The sequence below is a fragment of the Sphingobacterium thalpophilum genome (genome assembly GCF_038396785.1).
In the GTDB taxonomy this organism is placed as follows: Bacteria; Bacteroidota; Bacteroidia; order Sphingobacteriales; family Sphingobacteriaceae; genus Sphingobacterium; species Sphingobacterium thalpophilum_A.
On sequence record NZ_CP151087.1, the window covers coordinates 629,420 to 651,850 of the forward strand.

The following is a 22,431-nucleotide window of genomic DNA, read 5'->3' on the forward strand; positions in this document are numbered from 1 at the left end:
AACCAAGTCGTTACCACAGCCGTTGCATTAAGCAAAGGTTAAAAGCGCGTTTCCTTCTGCGAAATTGAATCGCTAAAAACGGCGTTTTTCCATTGTTGAAATTAAAAATTGTTTATGACACACAAACCACGCGTATTAACATGGCATATCCATGGATCGTACTTGTATTATTTATCCCAAGGTGACTATATCTTATATATTCCATATACGCCCGAAAGAGGACCTCGCTATGGCGGACGGGGAACAACCTTCCCTTTTGGCGACAATGTGATTGAAGTTCATGCCGGCGAAGTGCGTAATCTCGACCTAGATCTTATCCTTTTTCAATGCGATGAAAATTACTTGGAAGATCAATATCTGATCCTGTCTGAAGTGCAGCAACAGTTACCTCGTATCTATATTGAACACGACCCGCCATGGCAGCATCCCTGTGATGAAGTTCATCCAGTCACCAATCCAGCCGTTACACTGGTGCATGTGACACACTTCAACCAGTTAATGTGGAAGGCAAATATTCCGGATGTACGTGTCATCACACATGGTGTAGATACACACGATGTCGCTTACAATGGTCGATTGGAAAAAGGGATTGTCGTTATCAACAACCTTCCCTCCCGTGGACGCATGCTAGGTAGCGATATTTTCAAGTATGTACAAAAGCAGGTACCATTAGATCTCATCGGAATGGGTAACGAACCCTATGGGCTTCGTGAAGTGCTCCATCCGCGCCTACCCGAATTTATTAAAGACTATCGTTTCTTTTTCAATCCAATACGGTACACAAGTTTGGGCTTAGCAATCTGCGAAGCTATGATGGTGGGTCTTCCCATCGTTGGATTGGCTACCACAGAGCTTTCTACCATTATTGAAAATGAAAAAACAGGCTATAACGGCTTAGATATCGAAGAGCTCATCGCTAAAATGAAAATGCTGCTGAATAATCCCCAACATGCACAGCAGCTCAGTGTAAACGCACAGCAGAAAGCAAAAGAGCTTTTCGACATAGTTCGATTTGGACAACAATGGGAGAATTTAATTAATGAAAAAATTCATCAATATATACTATCATGAAAAAAAGAATAGCTTTTATTAGTGATCATGCCTCACCCTTAGCGACCCTCGGAGGTAAAGACAGCGGCGGCCAAAACGTTTATGTTGCCGAGGTTGCCATGCAGCTCGCTTTGATGGGCAATCAAATAGACATCTATACGCGATGTGAGCATCCAAGCCGAGAAGGGGTCGTCCTCTGGAAACCAAATACAAGGGTCATTCATATTGTCGCAGGCCCCAAAGATATACTCCCAAAGGAAGAGCTTTATGGACATATCGATGAATTTACCGCCCATACAATCGAATTTATGACCGCTAACCAGCTGAGCTACCAGTTGGTACATGCGCATTTTTGGCTGTCGGGTATGGTGGCCATGGAAATCAAGAAACAACTGCATATCCCCTTTGTTATTACTTTTCATGCCCTAGGTGCGGTGCGCCGCTTACACCAGGGGGGCTCAGACAAATTTCCGAAAATTCGTGAAAAAATTGAGAAAGATATCATTTGGGCAGCCGAACGCGTCATTGCCGAATGCCCAAACGATCTGAAGGACTTGATTCAACATTATCAGGCGCCACAGGATAAAATAGAAATTATTCCCTGTGGTTTTAATCCGGCTGATTTTCATCCAATAGACCGCACCGAAGCAAAGGAAAAGCTTGGACTTGATTCCGCGTACACCTACATTTTGCAACTTGGTCGCATGGTGAAACGAAAGGGAATAGACAATGTGATCGAAGCCTTTTCCCATGCGAACCATGCGCTGCCCGAATTGCGGCTATTGGTCGTTGGTGGAAATCTGACGACAGCGGAAGACCGCGCAGAATTTGATCGTCTGCATCATCTGTGTATCGAGTTAAAAGTGGAAGATAATGTCATTTTCACGGGACAACAGCGTCGTGATCTGCTTAGGTACTATTATGCTGCAAGTGAGCTTTTTATCACCACGCCGTGGTATGAGCCATTTGGGATTACTCCGCTGGAATCCATGGCCTGTGGTACGCCCGTAATTGGTGCCGATGTGGGCGGTATATCGTTTACGGTAAGGCATGAAGATACCGGCCTTTTGGTAGCGGCACAACAACCACAACAATTGTCTGCTGCGATTGTTGACCTGATAAATAACGACCGTAAACGATTGAAATTTTCTGTTAATTCTCTACGCCATGTTAAATCCTTTACGTGGAAAGTGGTCAGCGAAAGTATTGCGCAGCTTTATGCACAATGTTTGCCTCAGGATGCCGAAAAAGAAACAATTACGCAGATCAGGCAGAGCTTTTTGGGTTCCTCAAAGACTTTCGAAAAAGCGGCAGAATCTTTGGCGCTTGGCATAGCCAGGCTGTCGTCCAAAATGGTCTCTGTATTGCATGAAGGTAAAAAAATCATGATCTGCGGCAATGGTGGTAGTGCCGCGGAGAGCCAGCATTTCGCTGCCGAGCTCGTGGGTCGATTTGAAATACCACAGCGTCCCGGCTATCCGGTGATCTCGCTTAACGCTGATGTGGCGGTTCTCACCGCATGGGCAAACGACTTTGGCTACGAAAGCGTATTTGCAAGACAGGTACAGGCACTTGGGCAACCAGGAGATATGCTGATCTGTTTAAGTACAAGTGGCAGCTCGCCCAATATCCTAAACGCATTGAAAGAAGCCAGTAAAGCTGGGGTCATTTGTGCAAATTTGCTGGGAAAAGATGGTGGCGAGGCCACGCAATTCGGAGATCATAATCTCATAGTTCCTTCCGATCACACGGCCCGTATTCAGGAAGTACAGCTACATATTATTCACCAGCTCTGCGCACTGGTGGAACAGCGGATGGCAAATCTGAGCAGGAAAAATGAACACTTCGTTATACATAATAAATTGATCGCATCATGATGGAGAGCGCTGTATTTCTGGATAAGGATGGAACGCTGATTAAGGATGTTCCCTACAACGTTGATCCCGCACGCATCGTTTGTTATTCCGACATTTTTGAGCCTTTAAGAGGGTTACAAAAAAGGGGCTATAAGCTCATTGTTATCAGCAATCAGTCGGGTATAGCCCGACGTTATTTTACAGCTGAAGATTTGGATGTCGCTTTTTCAGCATTGCACGAACTACTCCGCTACGAGCACATCCAATTAGACGGTATCTATTATTGTCCACACGGCGATGTCATGGACGAACCGCAATGCTCCTGCCGTAAGCCTTTACCCGGCATGCTCTACCGGGCAGCCAAAGAGCTGCACATAGATTTAAAAAAATCTTGGATGATCGGCGATATTTTAAGTGATGTCGGCGCCGGCCGTGCGGCAGGCTGCAGGACCATATTGGTAGACCGAAGCAAGGAAGAAAGGAAACAGGAGCGAATTTCTGATCCTAAATATACACCAGATTTCATCGTAGATGATTTTTACGGATTGGCTCAACTTATCAACTCAGAAAAAGTAGATTATGAAAGATATAGCATTAAATAAACTTGTCGAAAATGGTTTTGACAATCCAAGGGTCCTTGTTTTGGGAGACTGCATGCTGGATATTTATCTAGATGGGGAATGCAAGCGGCTTGCTCCCGATGTCGCCGTACCCGTGCTCGATGTCCAATCCGTAGAACATTGCCTTGGCGGAGCCGGGAATGTGATCACGAACCTCAGCAATATGGGGGCCGTCGTGTCGGTCGTTAGTCTGTTGGGCGACGATAGCAGTGGACAGACAATAGCACGCAGTGTGCAGCGGCAGGGAATTGACACGGGTGGCCTGCTCTATAATAAAAATTGTCAGACACTAACAAAAACACGATTACGTAGAGATGGACACTGTCTGCTGCGTTATGATATTGGTCAGAAGTATCACTATAGTGTAGCGCTGGCCAACCAGTATCTGACAGCGGTAAAAAAAGCCCTTCAACATGTCGACATTGTTTTTATTGCAGATTATGGAAAAGGTAACATCACGGATGAGCTCATTGTGCTGCTCGCCGAAGAACAGCAGATTGAGCCCAAAATTATTGCCATAGACAGCAAAGATTACGACAAGTATGCATGCCTAAATCCCGACTTAATTAAGCCCAATTATGACGAAGCAAGAAAAATCCTGAGCCAGGAAGAAGAGGATGACCGCCTAACACAAGCATCGAAATGGCCCGAAAGCCTAGCTGCCTTGTCTCAGGCGAACTGGGTGGCACTTACCCTCGATAAAGATGGTGTTATCCTCTTTAAAAAAGGTGGTTCAGCAAAGCACTACCGGGTTCCTGCTTTAAAAGAAGGAAATTTCTCCGGCGCTGGCGACACCTTTCTGACCGTGCTTTGCTTGGCTTACTATAATAAACTTGATGCGGATATTGCGATAGCACTGAGTATAAAGGCAGCACAGATCGGTATACAAAAAAATGGTACAGCACATTGTAGCTGCACGGAATTAGCCCAGCGCCTTACGAACAAAGATGATAAATTAATTACCGACCTGAATCATCTTGAAGCACTATGCGATGGACTTCGGAAAGAAAATAAACTCGTATTCACCAACGGTTGTTTCGATATTTTCCATGCCGGCCATGCCCATTACCTCGGTGCAGCTAAGGCACAGGGTGATATTTTGATTGTCGGCATCAATACAGACGAGAGCATCAGACGTTTAAAAGGAGCAACAAGACCTGTCAATTCGCTTGACGATCGAATTGAAGTATTGCGGGCGCTTGGAGCTGTAGATTATATTGTACCGTTTGGTGATGAATTATCGGACAACCCTATCCCGATCATCGAAAAGGTTAAACCGCATATCTTTGTAAAAGGTGAAGCATACCAAAATAAAGAACTGGCCGAACAAGGGCTACTGCAAATACTAGGGACACAACTCGTGTTTATTCCGCATGTCCATCAGCAGTCGACTACTAAAATCATTCAGCGGGTGAAGGAAAAGGACAATCAACTGTTAAAGAAAATCAGCTAAAATGGGGACTTGGAAAGATTGTAAAAACATGTTGATCATTCGCTTAGACAATATGGGCGATCTGATCATGAGTAATGCAGCGCTTCAGGAAATTAAATCAGCGAATGGAAATTGTAAAATCACATTACTTGCGTCAGAAATGGCTGTTCCCATTATCCCCTACCTAGGCACTGTCGATGACTATATACAATACGATGCCCCTTGGATGAAATTGAGCTCGCATGACACGGTTGCTTCGACTGAAGCATTGATTAAAACCATTAAAAACCGGCAATTTGATAGTTGTATTATCTTCAACGTATACAGCCAAAATCCAATGGCTTCGATCATGTTGGCATATCTAGCGGAAATCCCCTACGAGCGGCTTATATGCGCGAAAATCCCTATACGTTGCTTACCCATTGGATACCAGACAAAGAACCTTTGTTTGAGGTACAGCATCAGATAGCACGTGATCTCGAACTGGTTAGACTGCTTGGCATCAGCCGGTCGATCAATCGATTACCGAGCCTAATTGTACCCCGAGGTCAATTATCGAATTTAATTCCTTTACGTGGGGGGAAACAGATTATTGTCAATTGTGATGTTTCGGAGCAAAAAAGACGAATTCCCCGTGCTGTCGCACAACAATTGACGCGGCAGCTGCTTGATTCAGCATTTCAGGTCATACTTGTTGGCAAGGAATACAACGATTACCTGAGATCATGTTTTTCAGAACTCGAAAGGGAAAATCTGATTAACCTTATTGGAAAGACGACAATTGATGATCTCCTACTCCTCGTAGCACATGCAGATGCTGTGCTCACGGTCAACACGGGCGTTGCTCATATTGCCTGCGCGCTACAAAAACCAACGTTGGTTCTTTACGCTCAGACAAACCCGCAGCATATCCCATGGTCGCAGGATACTGACTTTATCCTTTACCCCGTCGACCCTGCTCTGCGCTCCAAAAATACGATTAACAGCTTTGTCGATAAGCAGAATGGATCATCTAGAATGACACCGTTAAGTGTTGAAAATATCATGGATAAATTGAATTCATTACTTAAGCATTCCTCCCAAAAACAGACAGCGCCGGAAGGACCCGTCTGATCTCGCGTACAATATGCTCTATGGCGATAGGTTTGGTCAGATCAAAAGTGGTATGCAGTGCTGTGTTGAGTGGCCCCCAACGCTCGGGCTCACCATCTAAACTTATGACCACACTTTTTGCTTCTAAGGCAGCGGCAATATGGGATATTCCTGTGCAGTTGCATACAAGTAAAGTCGATTCCTTCAAAAGACAGCCAAGCGTACCCAAATCAAGTCTGGAACAGAGGTTAAGCACAGGTCCTTCAAGTAAGCGCTGCAGTTCATTGACCAAAGATTCTTCAGCACTTACCCCAGTCAGGATAATCTGATATCCCATTTGCTGCATTAAGGTCGCAAGAAATCCGAAGTTTTCAATAGGCCAGCGTCGTTTGGCGTCCCGACTGCCCACATGGATAATAACGAAAGGATAGTTTATTTCAGCTTTTATTTTCCTATAGGCCTCCCAATCCTCGGGAAATAAGGGGAAATACATTGTACGATTTGGAATTTTTAAACCTAGAAATTCCATAAGAGCTAGGTGCCTGTTCACCTCGTGAAGCTTTCCTGGATAAGTCATCCAGTCGGGGTTGTCAATTGAAGCTCTTGGTTGAAATCCTACCAGTCGCTTTGCCGCAAAATTCTGTAAAAAATCATTCACCACAGTTCCATCTCCCTGCATCTGAATCAGAAGGTCAAATTTTTCCGCTTGCATCTGCTTGACGAATCGTTCAAGATTGTCGGGATTATATGCAATTTCGGGAAGCTGCGGATGCCCGGGAAAATCCACATATTCATCGATGCAATCAAAGCGTTCCATCAATGTACGCATATAGGGCAAGCCGATAAAGTAGAGCTTGGCATTGGGATAATGCGACTTCAATGCCCTGACGGCGGGGATGGAACACAGGAGATCGCCCAGCTGAAGGGCCCGAAAAATAGCTATCTTAAACATACCATCGATTTTAAGGATAGACAACCCCCAAAGAAATACGGTTTGATTTATTCCTTTTTATCAATCAAAACGCTTTTCCTACGCTAAATCATATTATTTCAAACCTTCGCAGATTTACATCCGTTCTCTTGAAGTATAGAAAGAACGTAAATAAAATTAGTGATATGGAGAATTTAAAGAATAAGCGGATAGCGATATTGGTCGCGGATGGATTTGAAGAAATTGAACTGACTAGCCCAAAGGAAGCCTTGGAAAATGCAGGCGCCAAAACAGACATTATATCACCGGCTGAAGGAACAGTGCGGGCAAAAAATGGAGATGAATGGTCAAATGACTATCCTGTCGATGTTGCTCTGCAGGAGGCAGAAGAGAATCGATATGACGGATTGCTGCTACCAGGCGGGGTCATCAATCCTGATAAATTGAGGACGAATAAAACGGCTATTGCATTGATCAATGCTTTCTGGGAACGGGATAAACCGATCGCAGCCATTTGCCATGGACCTCAATTACTGATTAACGCGGATCTGGTGCGTGATAAAAAAATAACGTCCGTTGAAGCCATTCAAATGGACCTGATTAATGCAGGCGCATTATGGGAAGACAGCGAAGTGGTGGTTGACGACAAACTTATTACAAGTCGTACGCCAGACGATCTGCCCGCTTTTAATAAAGCCATCATTAAAGCGTTTGCGACAGAAAAAAAGAACAAAGCGTAGTAGTACAGTTTCAATAACGTATAAAATCGGCCAACCTTTAGATCTTGTAACATGTTCAGCATATAAATAACACATAAAACAGTATATTATGAATACAACAAAAAGTTCAAGCCATACGACTGCCAAAGGGCAATCGCAAAGCAGCAACGCTAACAAAGAAAAAAAATCAGCGACAACAACAGGAAAAAGTGCTTCAGCGTCTAAAGGATCGCAAAACGGAAGTTCTGATAAAACCAAAGCTGAACTCTTGGAAATGGCAAAGAAAATGGAGATTACCGGGCGTCACGATATGACGAAAGATGAACTTGCTAAAGCCATTGAGAAGCAGGGCAAAAAATAGAAATGTCATTCACGGACAAGTGCCGATTAGTCCTGAAAATAGATACAGATTTTCAGTTAGAAACTAAGCTTAACAGAAAGACCCGCAATTTTAAATGCGGGTCTTTCTTATTTCTTCCTTTCTTTTGGCCTATCTGTAGGATCATTGGGCATCTCGTTCAACTGATCCACCTGCGGGTCTACTCCGGCCTCGGCATCGCCCTGATCCTTATCGCCTACATCTCGCAGTGTCTCTCCATTTACACCTAACTTGACCTTTTTCTTTTTTTCCATTTCGGTTCCGACGACGCGGTTTTCATTTTTTGTTGCCATATTCCTCTATTTTTTGTTTTTATTGTTTAATCAATGTAAGAGCATGTGATGAAAACCGAAGCTGACAAGACCAGCTGTATTTTTTGTATTCGTTTTCTCGATCAGTTTCTGTCGGTGCCCTTCCACTGTACGTTTGCTCAAAAAAATACGCTCTGCAATTTCGCCGTTGGTGTATCCCTGTGCGATAAGTTCCAAGACATGCAATTCGCGCTCTGAAATATCATATTTTAACAAAACACGATTTAGGTCTGGAGCCCTGTCCGCAAAGTTTTTATAATCGTTAAGGCAGGAAACACTTAAGGAACCACTGATATATTTTTCTCCTTTGGCAACCTGCCGTATACCAAAAAGTACCTCATCACAACTACTATCTTTCACTAAATAGCCATCTGCTCCTGCACGCAATACATCTGCGGCAATGTGTTTGTCATTTTCCATCGTCAAGGCAAGGATTTTTATATCGGGGTATTTCTGTTTAACGAAATCAATGAGAGCTATCCCGCCCATTTCACCCATATTAATATCCGTAAGGATCATATCTGGTGGCTGATCGACATTCAACACATCCAAAGCTGCTTCAGCACTTTCAACATCAGCCAAAACAGTAATGTCATCTTGCGTTTCTAAAATCAGCCGAAAACCACTTCTTACCAAATGATGGTCGTCAACAAGCACTATCTGAATCATAGCTATCTGTTTAATGAACTTATGTACTTCTAGGAACAGCACCCAATTGTAAAAAGTTTTTTACAATTTAATTTATCTAAAAAATAAAGAAAATAAGATTGATTTTCTTTTTCTATCATAATAGCAAATTTAGAAACCGAAACGCTTTTGACTTGAGCTTTGTTCTCCTACTAAGTGCATGCAGGTGGCAGGCCATCATTAAACGATAGATAATATGAAAAACTCAACAAAATTAATTGCCGTCAGTCTATTATGCTTAGCAGCCTATGGATGTAACGGCGCTAAAACTGATGATCAAAAATCACAGGAACTGATGCGTGATTCCGTTCCCAACGATACCACGACGATACAATATCGCGACACCACATCTGCCGAATCCCGTGGAGAAATCCCGCCGACACCACAGCCGGATACAACGACAAAAAAATAAAACGAATGTAACTTGGCTATTGTTCTTGGCTTGATAATAGCATAATTATGAAGTCCTCCCGTCGTGAGATGGCTGGAGATTAGATTTATTGTAGAGAGCTAGACAATGTAAACATTGTCTAGCTTTTTTATTTGGGCACTATTCGAAGGTCAGATTGATTTTCGAAAATCCCAATCCCTGTAAGAGCGGTTTAAAAACGGTGGTTGCATTGGCCTTGGTCCGCTGCAGGATATCCGATTTCTTTACATCATCAGCAACAGCTTTTTCTGCAGCTTTATAAGCTTCATCCACGAGCTCTGCTTCGCGCAAGAAAGCCATTTTCGTATCATAGACTTTGGACGCCTCGTGGTCGATCTTGATGTAACAAATTTCAGGAGCCGGCAATTTGATGGAGACCGAATCCCCCAAAACCGTGATATCTTCCGGACTAAGTTTCGTCAGATTCACACAGCCTACAGCATCTGCTTTCACGATGAGTAATACACTTGCATCCGGTAAAAAAGTGTTCACGTTTTTGTGCTCCACAACATCACTGTAGCGGTATTTAACCAATTCCAGTTTTCCCATGGCTTCAATGCGATCCACCAACAGCTGATGTTTGCTTTCCACTGTCGGTCCGCTGTTATATTTATGATACACAAACCAAGCGCCCACTGCCAAAATGGCTACGATAATTAAAAATTTTAAAAATTTTCCCATAAACTATACTATACAAATTAAAGACCAAGCTGCTCATTTAGGTATTTAACCTGAAAATATTACCTCAATATTATTCTCTAGGTTCACTGAACGGGCATACTTGAAAATTATACCTTTTGATAGACAATTGTTTAGTTAAAAAGTTTAAAAAACATTTGGAACATATGAGCTATAATACTACTTTTGTGACATCAAAATCACGGTAGGTATAGCTCAGTTGGTTAGAGCACTAGATTGTGGTTCTAGGGGTCGTCGGTTCGAGCCCGATTACTTACCCAAAAGGCAGATCAAATGATCTGCCTTTTTTGTTTCTAGTCCCGTCTGTTTGCTCCCGTCTGTTAGGATCAGTTTGGATCATACCGAAAGTTTGGGGGGTAATCATTTTTAAGCATACAATTTCATGGATCATACCGAAAGTTTGGGGGGTAATCATTTTTAAGCATACAATTTCATCACTCTGTACAGGAAGAATGTTGTATCCCTTACTCCACGGAAGACGCTCCTGAAAGCTTTGAGTTTTGCATTGAAGGACTCTGCGGATGCATTGGTGCTTCTATTGTCGAAGTAGTGGAGAATGTATTGATGATGTGCTGCAATGGATCTTGCGACACTCTCGAATGAAGCAATACCCGCGTTCTCAACCTGGTTGTGCCACAGTCCTAACTTTGTGAAAGCAACTTTTTTATCCCTGCATTTATTGAAGATGTCACCTAAGGCAACTCCAAGATCATAAGCCTGTTTTAGCTTGGGAAACCTGATGAACAGCAGTTCTGCACGGCGTTTTTGGCTTTCCGACCATCGACTTGGATGCTTGAACAGGAGGTGTCTCGACCTAGCTAATAGCTGTTTGAGCGTATCACCATTAGGCAACAACTCTGGGTCATATGGGATACCCTGTTTTCGCGATTCCATTATTTTTTTGCTTTCTGCATCTAAGACTTCCCATCGGTATTTGATACGGAGTTCCTGAACAGCATCATAAGCAAGTTTTTGTACATGAAACCGATCGATAACCCTTCTGGCATTTCTGAAACACCTACGGATAGCCTTTGCCATATTGGGGGCCATATCCATCGTTACTTCCCTAACTTTGTTCCTTAGTTTAAGTGGAATGCGCTCTAATACAGCAATAATATCTTCCGCCTTTGTCCCTCTTATGGTAGCCAATATGGTTCCCTTCCTGCCCTTTGCTGATTTACTGCTTACGATCGTGTAAAGTTCACCGTTGCTAAAGCTGGTCTCATCGATGCTCAGGTGTTCCGATATGTTATCAGGAAAAAGGGTCCATTGCTCTGCGTGTGGCTTTTGGTCCCAGTCCTGGAAGTCACTGAGATGGTTCTTGTATTGATCCTGTAGTTGCTTACCGTCCATTTGGAAGAACAGACCTACCAATTGGGCGCTTACAGGATGATTATCCAAATATCTTCTTTAAAAAAAGCCCGAATTCCGTAGTCATTCGAGCACCCTCACGCACCAGATTCCAATCTCTTGTGATGATCTCTCCGGTATCCAGGACCGTCCAGCGACGACGGCGGATATGTAGCGTAACTTTCTGGCCTCGAATGGGAAAGTCTGAAATCTCAGTGGAAGGCATGAAGCCCTTTGACTCCAACTTGCTGTTCTGATAGCCTGTCGGAGCAATATTAAGCTCATCTAAATAAATGTGGAGCTGATTGTCAACCTGATCGACTTCTAAAATCTGAAAGTATTCCAATAGCCCTTCGGTCATCAATAGGGACAGTAATTTACGTTCGGCTTCTTGCAAGGGATATCTGTATTAAGGATGCTAAACTAAGAAATTTTTGACATTCCCCCCAAGAATTCAGCTTGATCCTCGGGATCAGTTTCAAAACCTGTGGACTACGCAAATAATTTGGTCAATCTGAACAGGAAGAAATTGATGTCACCTACACCTCTAAACTGACTTCTGAAAGCTTTTATCTTTGCATTGAAAGATTCTGCTGAAGCATTTGTACTCTTGTTGTCGAAGTAGTTCAATATTTTTTTGTGATGGATATTTATGGTTCTGGAGACGGTGTTGAATGACTTGAAGCCGGCCTGTTCCACTTTATCCGCCCATTTTGCCAACCTTGTAAAGGCGTAGATCTTATCTATGGTGGTGTTGAATATCCAAGAGAGTTCTTGGGATAGCCTGTACGCCTTTTCAATATCGGGATATCGCTCAAAGAGTACAGCAGCCCTTTCTCTTTGCTCGTAAGTCCATTTATGTTCACTTTTATAAAGCAGGTATCGGCTTCTTGCAAGTAACTGTTTGATGGTTTCACTGTTGGATAGGACTTCCGGAAAATAGGTTTCCTTATTCTTTCGTGCTTGGTCAATTGCCTGATTTTCATCGTCAAGGGCCTGCCAGCGGTGCTTTATCCTTATTTCCTGAAGCGCTTCGTTAGCAAGTTGCTGAACATGGAAACGGTCTATTACCTGAACAGCATTGGGAAAGCATCTTTTGGCTATCAATCCCATATTACCGGCTAAATCAAGCGTTATCTCTTGAACTTTATTTCGTAATCTCTGTGGGATCTTTTGAAGGATCGGGATAATGTTCTCTGATTTTGTCCCGTTCAGTATGGCTACAATGGTCCCTTTTTTGCCCCGTGCTTCTTTATTGGTGACAACGGTATAGAGCTCGCCATGGGATAGGCAGGTCTCGTCAATAGAAAGATGGCCGCTGACATTCTGTGGGAAGGTCAATCCATCTCGCGCATTTTCGCGATGCTCCCAATCCTGGAAACCGCTCAGTTTATTGCGGTAGTATCTCCTTAGTTTACTGGCTGATATCCCATAGAATGAACTGATGGTCTGAATGCTATGAGCCTGGTTGTCCGCTGATACCTTTTAAAAAAGCTGCGAAATCCTGTGTGATGCGCGTCCCTTTGGCTACTAGTTCCCAATTTCTGTAGACTACTTTATCGGTATCCTGGTTGAGCCACCTGCGGCGCTTGACATGAAGATAGACCTGCATGCCACGGATAGGAAAATCTTGAAGGGTAACGGGTTCGAAAAACCCCTTGGAAATCAACTTCTGGCCTTGATATTCTTCAGGTGTATTATTGAGTTCCTCCAGAAAGATATCCAGTCTTTTTTCTTCTTTGGAATAGTGGGTCATCTCAAAATAATCGGAAACTCCTTCGGGAATAATTAAGGGCATTAACGCGTTGAAAGATTCGTGCATCTGTATAAATATCAAAGCACAAATATCTAATTATTTTTTATCCCCTCCACAACTTTTGTGCATGATCCTCTGTTAGCGCCACATAAACCCGCCAATACGGAAAAAGCGGAGCAACTTGTTGATCACGGTTAAAGCAGGTTTTTTAATCTTCCATTTTAATCCATCGAATCCTGTGGGAGCCGCGTTGAAATCTTTCACTGTCGCCGCCCCTGTTTTCATATGGATCGGCGCTTCATCCCTTCGAAGTTTCTCCACCACCAGGATGCTATCATAGTAGTGTAGAGAGCCTACCGAACGCGTAAATCCGTTGACCTTCAATCCACGTTGCTCAGAATGGTAAGCATTGATGTAATCAATAAAATTTTTACTATACTCTATAAAAGTACCGTTCCTTTTATGGCCACCACCATAAAATACCTGATAAGATGTATGTAAATCTTCACAAAGGTATACGCCATTGTCTTTCACATGATCAAAAAGCTCCTCAAATGTCACAATCTGTTGTTTCATCGTATGGCCACCATCATCAATCAATATATCGATCGGCGGAATAGACTCTTTTACCTGACGCAGAAACTTTCGGTCGGACTGCGAACCAATAAAGATCTCGACATTTTCTTCTTCGAGTTCCTTACAGTGCGGATTGATGTCAATACCATATATTTTAGCACGATCGCCAAAATAGTTCTTCCACATCTGCAAACTTCCACCCTGAAAAACCCCAACTTCCAACACCACGATCTCTTTGCCTTTGAAACGACTAAAATGTCTGTCGTATATATCGAAATAATGCATCCATTTATTGATTAGCTTCGCATTATTATTTCGGAAATAAGTTTCTAACTCGTTCATGTCCTTCGGTCTATTTAAGGGGTTCTGGTTTTTTATGCGTTGAATTTATTGAAATATAACGAAAAAAGCAACGATATATTTTTCTCCAGTCGAATTTTAAAATTCAATTTTAAAACATTCAAATTATTTTCCTACATTTACATAACTAGTTATATAATTACTTATAATACGATGGAACTATTTGAAAAAACAGGAAAAATAGCCTTAGGTAGCAGATTGCGCTACATGGCTTCCAACATCACAGAAGAAGCCGCCCGGATACACGAGCTTTATCAGATTGAATTTGCACCCAAATGGTTTCCCGTATTCTTTATTTTATCTGAAGGTGATTCCAAGACAATTACTGATATAGCAACAGAGATTGGCCACTCCCAGCCATCGGTCACTAAAATCGTTAAAGAAATGATCGAAGCGGGCCTACTTGAAGATAACCTTCGCTCTATGGATAAACGGAGAAATATGGTTGGATTGAGTAATAAAGGAAAAATGCTATGGGAAAGAATGAAAATTCAATGTATCGATATCGATCGTGCCATTGATGGGATTATCCAGGAAGCTACGCACAATCTATGGGAAGCTTTAGCGGAATGGGAATTTCTCCTTCAACAAAAATCCTTATTAAAACGGGTGCAAGAGCAAAAGAAAATGCGTGAAAGTAAGGATATCAACATTTTGCCGTACAATCCAGCCTACCGCTTAGCATTTAAGTCCTTGAATGAGGAATGGATTTCCACCTATTTTGAATTGGAAGAGGCGGACCATAAAGCACTTGACAACCCTGAGGAGTATATTTTGGCGAAAGGCGGCAAAATTATGGTTGCTCTTTATAATGACAAGCCCGTAGGTGTATGTTCACTTATCAAAATGAATCATCCCGATTTTGACTATGAATTGGCAAAAATGGTGGTTTCCCCAACAGTGCAGGGCAAAAATATAGGCTATCTTTTGGGAAAAGCAATTATTGAAGAAGCAAAGACTCTTGGGGCTTCAAAACTGTTTCTCGAGAGTAACACCATTTTAAAACCTGCGATCAATCTCTATCACAAGTTAGGTTTTCAAAAAATCAATGGCTTTCCAAGTACTTATCAACGCTGTAATATCCAGATGGAACTGGATTTAAAAAAATAGCCCTGAGAAGCAGAAACATACACTGGAATGAGTCAACTCAGATAAACGAATGAATGCTTCCTTTTTTAGGGAAGCATTTTTGTTTAATTAATTTTCAAATAAAAGGTGATACTTTTCGCGAAATTGGTACATGTCTATAAATGATATTGCTATGCAACAATTGATCAATTCAAATCGAACAATAGACCGGCAGTTGCTCTTTATGAACTTGTATAAAAGTACATTTCCTATCGTGGCTAAGTACGTCAGTCGCATGGGCGGTAATTTAGATGAAGCCAAAGATGTATTTCAGGACGCTTTACTGGTGTATTATGAAAAGATACATTTAACAGAAACACCACTAAACAACGCTATTGGTTATTTGTTCGGAACAGCCAAAAATCTATGGCTTAAACGGTATGGTCAATCCAGCCCAAATCTCCCCCTAGATCAAGTGGATATTGCTTTGACAACCGAAGAGTCTCCTTCTAGCGCAAGGCTGTTTCGCTTTTTGGAGATTGCCGGGCGCAAATGTTTAGAACTTTTGAAAAGCTTCTATTATGATCAAATGTCCCTGCAAGAAATTGCAGATGAATATGGCTATTCGGGCGTAAGGAGCGCCACTGTACAGAAATTCAAATGCCTGGAGAAAGTTAGAGAATCCGTTAAAGAAAAATCCCTGGTTTATGATGACTTCATGGAATGAAACCCAGCAGATAGAAGCATATATCTTTGGAATGGCTGAACCAGAAGAAGCGTTGCTTTTTGAAGCGCAATTGGTATTGGACGAAGAATTGGCACACAAGGTTATTGCGCAACAAAAAGCTTATGGAGCTATTCAGCAATTTGGGCGCAAACAATTAAAAACTGAAATTGAAGCCATAACGCAAGCATTATTTACATATCCTGAACATGTCTCTTTCAGAAAAAAAATAATAAAGTTATTTCGCAAATCCTAAATTCTTAACATCATGACGATTGACAAAAATGAGTTCCGCAAATTTGCGGTAGGGCACTGCTATGTCCAAAAAGATCTGGTGGATCATTACATTTGCGGTATCGAGCAATCCCGCATGCCGCTTGCCATGACTCCATATATCACCGAAGAACGCGAATTGCGCGTATCACAGATGGACGTATTTTCCAGATTGATGATTGACCGTATTATCTTTATGGGTGCTGCCGTAGAATCCAACATCGCCAATATCGTACAAGCCCAGCTGCTATTTCTTCAATCTGTTGATCCCAAAAAAGATATACAATTGTATATCAACTCTCCTGGCGGCGAAGTTTATGCTGGATTAGGTATTTATGATACGATGCAATTGATCAGTCCTGATGTTGCAACAATCTGCACCGGTATGGCACTCTCTTTTGGCGCGATATTACTCTGTGGCGGCGCCGCCGGCAAGCGTAGCGCCTTGCAGCACGCACGGGTGATGTTGCATCAACCGCTGGGCGGTGTTCAAGGGCAGGCATCTGACATTGAAATTACAGCCAATCAAGTGTTGAAAATAAAGAAGGAGCTGTACGATATTATTGCCAAACATAGTGGACAAAGCTATCAACGTGTACATGATGTTAGCGACCGGGCTCACTGGATGGTTGCTGCAGAAGCGAAAGAATTTGGAATTATTGACGACGTACTGATCTAAAAACAACCATTAAATTTATTGACAGTTTCGAACGGACTATTGACAGACTATTGTCAATAGTCCGTTTAATTTTGTTATCAATAAATTTAGATCATCATGAAATTAACATCCATTCGGCTGATTGCAAATGACATCCAGCAATCCATCACATTCTATGAAGAAATCCTGGGCCTCACCGCGCAATGGTTTACACCAGATTTCGCTGAAGTTTCCACCAGTTCGATTACCATAGCTATTGGAAGTACGCGTACGATGCAAATGTTTAGCGACAGCCCCACAATATTTGGCAACACGGCCCCCATTATTATTGAATTTTTAGTAGAAAATGTAGATCATGAATATATTCGGATCAAAAATAGTGCTTCAAAAATCGTTCAGAAGCCGACAACAATGCCTTGGGGCAATCGCTCATTGCTTTTTTGTGACCCCGATGGTAACCTGCTTAACTTTTTCACGCCACTGAGCCCTGAGGCCATCAAGAAATTTGGTTTAGACGCTACTAACTAGTCTGCTCATCGCACAAGATACTAACATCGAATATAGTATCTTGTCTTCATTAATTGACATTTAACAGCTATTCAGCTCATGGCCCTCATTAAAGATATATATACACGGGAATTCTATCAGTTTATTGCCGATCAGTTCCACCGCGTTGATAACAATTTTAACAGAGAACAGTTTATCAAACGTGTTTTTGCAGGCAGTTTTCATGAAATGGAATGGAAACAGCGCACAAAACATAGCACAGCGGTCTTGCATGAATTTATGCCGACCTCCTTTCCTGAAGCAGCGGCCTTACTAAGACAAATTGTGGAACATCTCCTAAAAACGAAGCATCCAGGAGGACTTGAATATGTTATTTTTCCAGACTATATCGAAACTTACGGCATCGAAGATTTTGAAACAGCTGTACAGTCATTTGAAATCGTCACGAGATTTATCAGCTGCGAATTTGCCGTTCGTCCATTTATTATCAACTATGGATCTCGAATGATCGCGGAAATGGAAAGGTGGTCCAAAAGTCCACATGCTCAGGTACGACGCCTTGCAAGCGAAGGATCTCGACCCCGACTCCCTTGGGCGATGGCAATTCCATCGTTGAAAAAAGACCCTACTCCTATCCTGTCCATCCTACAAAACCTCCATAATGATTCATCCGAGAGCGTCAGAAGAAGTGTAGCCAACAATCTCAACGATATCGCTAAGGATCATCCCCATCTTGTCTTGGGTATTGCCCAGCAATGGAAAGGTATCAGTAAAAATACAGATGCTATCATCAAACATGGCTGCCGTACCTTACTCAAACAAGGTCATCCAGCAATTCTAAACTTTTATGGACTGGATAGTAGCGATTTCGATGTTACCAATCTCAGTATTCATACACCGGCTGTTAAAGTAGGTGAACATCTTATTTTTTCTTTTGAAATCGAGAATGGAAGCAGCACCGCTAAATCACTACGTCTGGAGTATGGGTTATACTATCAAAAATCAAATGGCCAGCTATCTCGAAAGGTTTTTAAAATTAGTGAACGAATTTATCAGGGAGCTGAGATAAACCGTATCGAGCGAAAGCAATCTTTTAAATTGATTACCACCCGGAAATTCTATGCAGGGAAGCATAAAATCTCCATTATTGTCAATGGGCGAGAAATGGTCCAACAGGAATTTGAGCTATTGCACATTTAATGGGACATAAGAAACAAACGAAGGGCTTTCGTGTTCTACTAGAAACAATAGAATATGCGCTCTCAGTGATCATATCTATCGTTTTATGCCCATTAAAATTAATCACGCCGAACAGCAGAGTATGCATAGTACCAATGAATACATCAGCATTGAAAACTACCTGAAGATGATAGACTATTTTTATTACATGATGCGTCACTACGACGATGAAAAGATTTAACCATGGACAATCTTCGCAATTACATTCACACATTGGTTTATTTTTCAACAAACACATATAAGAAATATGAAAACAGACAATAACGCACTCTTGGAATTCGAAAAATTTATGGCTATCCGATTGAAATCCTCAACAGATTTTGTGGAGGGCCATTTTGACTCTCTTAAAGACATTTCTGTCTCGAATGAGCCGGCAACAATTTTTCCGCCCAATGGAATATACATCTCTGGGGTATCCGAGGTCAATGATTTTAATCAAAAAGGAGCTTCCAATTTCCTTCCGGGTGCAGATAACAAATTTGAAGTGATCCATCAAGATGCATGTGATTCGCTAGCTTACTGGACGGGTATACAACGTTCGACAGTCAACGTAAAAGGGAGAGATACAGCAGTGATTTTCAATCTCAGAATCACCGAAATCTTCAGAAAAGAGCAAGGCAATTGGAAGCTTATGCATCGACATGCCGATAAACTGGCCGAATAATCGAGATGGCTTAGCAAATCGTCAGATAAAACGGCTGTGTGCAGCAAACCACTAGAGACTATTTAAGCTATTGCGCATTGCAGCATTTACCTAATGATAGTTCATTAAATAAACAATGGCGACTATCTAACGTATCCCTTTTGTTACAAAAGCAATTCACACAAACGATTGCATTGAATAATTTTCGTTTAATTTAATTGTATTTATAAAATTAGAGTCAACAATTAAATTTAACTTATGAGATATCCCAAATTTACACTACTGCTTTGTGCAGTATTGGCAAGCTTTCTGTCTTGCAAAAAAAGCGATGTGCAAACCAATTTAGAAGAGAAATTATCGCTCCGTGCTGCATCCCCTGGAGCAAGTGGATACGAAGTTCCCTTAGGTGGTAATGCCTTTGTTACTTCAGCACCTTCCGGTGCAGTTGAAGTCATCAATAGCAATGGCCTGGCAAACTGGACCAATGCCAATAGTGTGATCAGTACCTATGCCAAGGTCCCCCAAGCAGGCGCTTTGCGTGTTAAAATAAGGGCTAAAGTGTTACCTTCAGGCGATAGCAGTACGGTGAAGTTAACGATCAACGGTGTAAGCAAACAAATCAAACTTAAGGGTGGAACCCTACAGGATTACACTGTTGGTACCTATTCGCTAAATGCGGCGGGTTATATAAAAATGGATCTTCAAGGTGTATCCAAGTCAGGTGGTTACTTTGCGGATGTATCCTACTTGATTTTAGATAGTTCGGCAACGAATGGCACAGTAATTTATAGTGACAATAATGTAGATAATACCTACTATTGGTCGCGACGGGGTCCATCCTGCCATTTGAGTTATACCATTCCAACAAATCAGCAAGTTTCCTATTATTATAACGAGGTGAAAGTCCCCGCTGGAGAAGATAAAATAGGATCTTACTTTATGGCAAATGGCTTCGGCCAAGGATATTTCGGAATGCAGGTCAATTCAGCGACAGAGCGCAGAATATTATTTTCTGTTTGGAGTCCATATAGCACCGATAACCCATCACAAATACCTGCAGAGGACCGCATTACATTAAATAGAAAAGGTGCAAATACCACGACAGGAGAGTTCGGTGGCGAAGGTTCTGGCGGACAAAGCTACCTCAAGTTTAATTGGACTGCCGCTACTACCTATAAATTTTTATTAAAGGGAGAACCTGATAATAATGGAAGTACTGATTTTACAGCATGGTTTAATGATCCTTCGACCAATACTTGGATACTCATTGCAAGTTGGAAACGTCCCAAAACAAATACTTATTTAACAGGATTTCATAGCTTCCTCGAAAATTTCAACGCCGACAACGGCTTTCTGGGACGTTCGGCAGAATATAGTAATCAATGGGTTCGAACATCTGCTGGAACTTGGCTGAAAGTCGTGGAAAGTACCTTTACGGTTGATGCAACCTATTCCAATAACCAGCGGATAGACGCCATTGGCGGAATAACCGGGAATAGCTTCTTCCTGAAAAATGGTGGTTTTTTCAATACTGTCGTAAATCCTGGAACGAAATTTACACAAGCAGGTACTGGCACAGCACCTTCAATAAATCTAACAACACTGCCGTAATACGCATGTTTACAGCAAATTATTAGTAGTTTATATTCCATGTAAAGGGGCAATACGTTCAAATGAAGTATTGCCCTTTTAAAAACTTAACCTTGTGATATTTACATAACAATTCGTACCTTTCACTAACACTTTAATAAAATTAGCTAATCCCCCGCCTTGGGCAGGTTGTAAACCCAATGCTTTTCCGAATACCGACGATAGATTCCAGCATCAAGAACGATTAACTTGTTTATGAATATACTATCCAAACCCTTATTTATCCTATTGAGCACCCTGTTGCTAATTAATAGCCTTTCATCAAACGGACAGTATCTTTCACCCATCAATACTGACCATAAACTTAAAAACCAACTCGATACAATTGTAAACTGTTCTGTTGTTGATTATCTTTCCAACAACAATACATTTAGTGTGTCTATTGGGATTTATATTAAAGGGCACAAAACAACCTACACCTACAGTAGAGAAAAGTTACCAAACGCCGATAACTATTACAACATTGGATCGGTGGCGAAAACCTTTGTCGGCGCTCTACTTGCGCAAGCGGTCCTTGATAAGAAAATCAACCTCGATGATGATATCCGTAAATACTTGCCAGGGGTTTATTCCAATTTACAATACCGCGGCCATGGAATCCGCGTTAAGCATCTAGCAAATCATACTTCTGCCCTTCCAAAGACTTTCAGATCGCTACCTACCAAAGTTGTCGATAGTTTAAGGGGGCTCACTATTCCGGAACAGGTAGACTATCTTGGAAAGTACAGTCGTGACAACCTATTGGATGATCTGAGGAAAGTCAAGCCCGACACCGTCCCAGGTACAAAGTTCAGTTACAATAGCACGGCTGTGGTGGTACTTATTGCGCTATTGGAAAGTAGCTATAAAGATTCCTATGAACATCTTATCAGCGCATATCTGAAGGGACACCTCGGTATGCATTATACAGCGCCCTATTTAGATGAGTCACAAATAAACGACGTTGTACAGGGCCATGACAATAAAGGTCAGCCTGTTCCATTTGCGAATTTGAGCGGGTTTTACTTTGGCCCCACAATGAATTCAACGATCAATGATATGTTGATCTACATCGAAGCCAACCTCAAACTAAACGATAGAGCCCTTGGTCTAACACATCAACTGACTTATGGAAAAGACGATGGATTTGGTATGGGGCTCGGTTGGATGATCAATCGTGATGAACGTGGGGTTCGCTATTTCTATCACGATGGAAATACTAAAATAGGCTACAATACCTTATGTGTGCTGTATCCCACAGATGATTATGGTATCGTTATTATGGTCAACGACAACATTGATCAACGCAAGGTCAGTGAACTTGAAAATGACATTAGACATCAGTTATTACTGTATGATCGGCGACAGGTTCAGCCTTCATCTTCAGCAGAAAAGAAGGATTAAAATTAAGTTATCATCACATCTGTCCTAAATAAATTTTA

The 22,431-nt window shown here is 41.9% G+C and carries 28 protein-coding genes and 1 tRNA gene; 20 read left to right on the forward strand and 9 right to left on the reverse strand.

The window, feature by feature from the left end:
• The first annotated feature begins 114 nt into the window (after window positions 1-114).
• From AACH28_RS02935 to AACH28_RS02960, 6 genes are read left to right on the forward strand one after another with little or no spacing between them, the layout of a single operon-like run.
• The gene (locus AACH28_RS02935; protein WP_341832193.1) at window positions 115-1,071 is read left to right on the forward strand and encodes a glycosyltransferase family 4 protein; all 957 of its coding nucleotides are present in this window, start codon (window positions 115-117) and stop codon (window positions 1,069-1,071) included.
• Entirely contained in the window at window positions 1,068-2,927 is a 1,860-nt protein-coding gene (locus AACH28_RS02940; RefSeq protein WP_341832194.1) for a glycosyltransferase, read from the forward strand. The genes AACH28_RS02935 and AACH28_RS02940 overlap by 4 nt, the downstream gene beginning before the upstream one ends.
• Window positions 2,924-3,508, forward strand: coding sequence for an HAD family hydrolase (locus tag AACH28_RS02945; protein WP_341832195.1), 585 nt, complete (start codon window positions 2,924-2,926; stop codon window positions 3,506-3,508). Before AACH28_RS02940 ends, AACH28_RS02945 begins: the two co-directional genes overlap by 4 nt.
• Window positions 3,486-4,979: a PfkB family carbohydrate kinase gene (locus tag AACH28_RS02950; RefSeq protein ID WP_341832196.1), complete on the forward strand. Its 1,494-nt coding sequence runs from the start codon at window positions 3,486-3,488 to the stop codon at window positions 4,977-4,979. Before AACH28_RS02945 ends, AACH28_RS02950 begins: the two co-directional genes overlap by 23 nt.
• Window positions 4,980-5,007: 28 nt before the next feature.
• Window positions 5,008-5,427, forward strand: a complete 420-nt coding sequence (locus AACH28_RS02955) for a hypothetical protein (RefSeq protein WP_341832197.1) — start codon at window positions 5,008-5,010, stop codon at window positions 5,425-5,427.
• A complete protein-coding gene (locus tag AACH28_RS02960) occupies window positions 5,349-6,071 on the forward strand; it encodes a glycosyltransferase family 9 protein (RefSeq protein WP_341832198.1) in 723 nt (240 codons plus the stop codon). Before AACH28_RS02955 ends, AACH28_RS02960 begins: the two co-directional genes overlap by 79 nt.
• Here AACH28_RS02960 and AACH28_RS02965 read toward each other — a convergent pair.
• Window positions 6,025-7,002 (reverse strand): glycosyltransferase family 9 protein, encoded by a 978-nt coding sequence (locus tag AACH28_RS02965; RefSeq protein ID WP_341832199.1) that lies wholly within the window; start codon window positions 7,000-7,002, stop codon window positions 6,025-6,027. The two genes, AACH28_RS02960 and AACH28_RS02965, sit on opposite strands and share 47 nt — an antisense overlap.
• 164 nt (window positions 7,003-7,166) lie before the next feature.
• Between AACH28_RS02965 and AACH28_RS02970 the strand changes: the two genes are divergently transcribed.
• Both AACH28_RS02970 and AACH28_RS02975 read left to right on the forward strand, forming a co-directional pair.
• Entirely contained in the window at window positions 7,167-7,721 is a 555-nt protein-coding gene (locus tag AACH28_RS02970; protein WP_286843909.1) for a type 1 glutamine amidotransferase domain-containing protein, read from the forward strand.
• An 88-nt stretch (window positions 7,722-7,809) separates the two neighbouring features.
• Window positions 7,810-8,061 (forward strand): Rho termination factor N-terminal domain-containing protein, encoded by a 252-nt coding sequence (locus tag AACH28_RS02975; protein ID WP_070564428.1) that lies wholly within the window; start codon window positions 7,810-7,812, stop codon window positions 8,059-8,061.
• Between the two features lie 107 nt (window positions 8,062-8,168).
• Here the strand turns inward: AACH28_RS02975 and AACH28_RS02980 are convergent, their stop codons facing one another.
• Together AACH28_RS02980 and AACH28_RS02985 are read right to left on the reverse strand one after the other, a co-directional pair.
• On the reverse strand, window positions 8,169-8,372 hold the full coding sequence (locus tag AACH28_RS02980) for a hypothetical protein (RefSeq protein WP_070564431.1): 204 nt from the start codon (window positions 8,370-8,372) through the stop codon (window positions 8,169-8,171).
• A 30-nt stretch (window positions 8,373-8,402) separates the two neighbouring features.
• Window positions 8,403-9,059: a response regulator transcription factor gene (locus AACH28_RS02985; protein WP_341832200.1), complete on the reverse strand. Its 657-nt coding sequence runs from the start codon at window positions 9,057-9,059 to the stop codon at window positions 8,403-8,405.
• Between the two features lie 214 nt (window positions 9,060-9,273).
• On the opposite strand from AACH28_RS02985, the gene AACH28_RS02990 reads away from it, so the two are divergent.
• Window positions 9,274-9,489 (forward strand): hypothetical protein, encoded by a 216-nt coding sequence (locus tag AACH28_RS02990; protein WP_046676306.1) that lies wholly within the window; start codon window positions 9,274-9,276, stop codon window positions 9,487-9,489.
• A 138-nt stretch (window positions 9,490-9,627) separates the two neighbouring features.
• On the opposite strand, the gene AACH28_RS02995 is transcribed toward AACH28_RS02990, so the two are convergent.
• Window positions 9,628-10,188, reverse strand: coding sequence for a DUF4230 domain-containing protein (locus tag AACH28_RS02995; protein WP_341832201.1), 561 nt, complete (start codon window positions 10,186-10,188; stop codon window positions 9,628-9,630).
• Between the two features lie 202 nt (window positions 10,189-10,390).
• On the opposite strand from AACH28_RS02995, the gene AACH28_RS03000 reads away from it, so the two are divergent.
• Window positions 10,391-10,464 (forward strand) — tRNA-His (locus AACH28_RS03000).
• Between the two features lie 159 nt (window positions 10,465-10,623).
• Here AACH28_RS03000 and AACH28_RS03005 read toward each other — a convergent pair.
• The 5 genes from AACH28_RS03005 to AACH28_RS03025 all read right to left on the reverse strand — a co-directional run bounded on the left by AACH28_RS03005 (window position 10,624) and on the right by AACH28_RS03025 (window position 14,230).
• Window positions 10,624-11,607, reverse strand: a complete 984-nt coding sequence (locus AACH28_RS03005) for a transposase (RefSeq protein WP_341831800.1) — start codon at window positions 11,605-11,607, stop codon at window positions 10,624-10,626.
• A complete protein-coding gene (locus AACH28_RS03010) occupies window positions 11,600-11,953 on the reverse strand; it encodes a transposase (RefSeq protein ID WP_341832202.1) in 354 nt (117 codons plus the stop codon). The genes AACH28_RS03005 and AACH28_RS03010 overlap by 8 nt, the downstream gene beginning before the upstream one ends.
• Window positions 11,954-12,048: 95 nt before the next feature.
• On the reverse strand, window positions 12,049-12,897 hold the full coding sequence (locus tag AACH28_RS03015) for a transposase (protein ID WP_341832128.1): 849 nt from the start codon (window positions 12,895-12,897) through the stop codon (window positions 12,049-12,051).
• Between the two features lie 115 nt (window positions 12,898-13,012).
• On the reverse strand, window positions 13,013-13,378 hold the full coding sequence (locus AACH28_RS03020) for a transposase (protein ID WP_149525777.1): 366 nt from the start codon (window positions 13,376-13,378) through the stop codon (window positions 13,013-13,015).
• A 72-nt stretch (window positions 13,379-13,450) separates the two neighbouring features.
• Entirely contained in the window at window positions 13,451-14,230 is a 780-nt protein-coding gene (locus tag AACH28_RS03025; RefSeq protein ID WP_083295870.1) for a class I SAM-dependent methyltransferase, read from the reverse strand.
• Between the two features lie 171 nt (window positions 14,231-14,401).
• On the opposite strand from AACH28_RS03025, the gene AACH28_RS03030 reads away from it, so the two are divergent.
• The 10 genes from AACH28_RS03030 (at window position 14,402) to AACH28_RS03075 (ending at window position 22,393) form a co-directional block, all read left to right on the forward strand.
• On the forward strand, window positions 14,402-15,358 hold the full coding sequence (locus tag AACH28_RS03030; RefSeq protein ID WP_341832203.1) for a helix-turn-helix domain-containing GNAT family N-acetyltransferase: 957 nt from the start codon (window positions 14,402-14,404) through the stop codon (window positions 15,356-15,358).
• A 151-nt stretch (window positions 15,359-15,509) separates the two neighbouring features.
• Window positions 15,510-16,043, forward strand: coding sequence for a sigma-70 family RNA polymerase sigma factor (locus AACH28_RS03035; protein WP_341832204.1), 534 nt, complete (start codon window positions 15,510-15,512; stop codon window positions 16,041-16,043).
• Window positions 16,024-16,296 (forward strand): hypothetical protein, encoded by a 273-nt coding sequence (locus tag AACH28_RS03040; protein WP_341832205.1) that lies wholly within the window; start codon window positions 16,024-16,026, stop codon window positions 16,294-16,296. The genes AACH28_RS03035 and AACH28_RS03040 overlap by 20 nt, the downstream gene beginning before the upstream one ends.
• Window positions 16,297-16,308: 12 nt before the next feature.
• Window positions 16,309-16,992: an ATP-dependent Clp protease proteolytic subunit gene (locus tag AACH28_RS03045; protein WP_341832206.1), complete on the forward strand. Its 684-nt coding sequence runs from the start codon at window positions 16,309-16,311 to the stop codon at window positions 16,990-16,992.
• Window positions 16,993-17,088: 96 nt separating this feature from the next.
• Window positions 17,089-17,499: a VOC family protein gene (locus AACH28_RS03050; protein ID WP_341832207.1), complete on the forward strand. Its 411-nt coding sequence runs from the start codon at window positions 17,089-17,091 to the stop codon at window positions 17,497-17,499.
• A 78-nt stretch (window positions 17,500-17,577) separates the two neighbouring features.
• Complete coding sequence (locus AACH28_RS03055) at window positions 17,578-18,678, forward strand: DNA alkylation repair protein (protein WP_341832208.1); 1,101 nt, start codon at window positions 17,578-17,580, stop codon at window positions 18,676-18,678.
• Between the two features lie 85 nt (window positions 18,679-18,763).
• The gene (locus tag AACH28_RS03060) at window positions 18,764-18,898 is read left to right on the forward strand and encodes a hypothetical protein (RefSeq protein ID WP_341832209.1); all 135 of its coding nucleotides are present in this window, start codon (window positions 18,764-18,766) and stop codon (window positions 18,896-18,898) included.
• A 66-nt stretch (window positions 18,899-18,964) separates the two neighbouring features.
• Window positions 18,965-19,381, forward strand: coding sequence for a nuclear transport factor 2 family protein (locus AACH28_RS03065; RefSeq protein ID WP_341832210.1), 417 nt, complete (start codon window positions 18,965-18,967; stop codon window positions 19,379-19,381).
• A gap of 237 nt (window positions 19,382-19,618) precedes the next feature.
• Window positions 19,619-20,971 (forward strand): DUF3472 domain-containing protein, encoded by a 1,353-nt coding sequence (locus tag AACH28_RS03070; protein WP_341832211.1) that lies wholly within the window; start codon window positions 19,619-19,621, stop codon window positions 20,969-20,971.
• A gap of 234 nt (window positions 20,972-21,205) precedes the next feature.
• Window positions 21,206-22,393 carry a serine hydrolase domain-containing protein gene (locus AACH28_RS03075; RefSeq protein WP_341832212.1) on the forward strand — a complete coding sequence of 396 codons (1,188 nt, stop codon included), beginning with the start codon at window positions 21,206-21,208 and terminating at the stop codon, window positions 22,391-22,393.
• The last annotated feature ends 38 nt before the right edge of the window (window positions 22,394-22,431 follow it).